This is a genomic window from Mesorhizobium sp. WSM4828 (assembly GCF_055811175.1).
In genome coordinates, this window is the sequence record NZ_JBVVQK010000137.1 from 1 (window position 1) to 235 (window position 235).

The 235-nt window shown below is 66.8% G+C and carries 1 pseudogene; it reads left to right on the forward strand.

The annotated features are described in order from the left end of the window. Nucleotides 1–235: pseudogene (hrcA, locus tag AC0L2X_RS32655) on the forward strand (heat-inducible transcriptional repressor HrcA); the annotation flags it as partial.

Consider the following 235-nt stretch of genomic DNA (forward strand, 5'->3'; position numbering starts at 1 on the left):
GGGGCTGATCGTCTGGAGCGAGGATGGCGAGCGGCGACCGATCCTGATCGTACGCGGGCAGGGGCGGTTGATCGATGCGGCCGCCGCGGCGGATCTGGAGCGGGTGCGCGATCTGCTCGACGATCTGGAAGGCAAGCAGGAGGTTGCCCGCCTGCTCGATTCGGCGCGGGCGGGGGATTCGACTCGCATCTTCATCGGCGCGGAGAACAAATTATTCGCGCTGTCGGGATCGTCG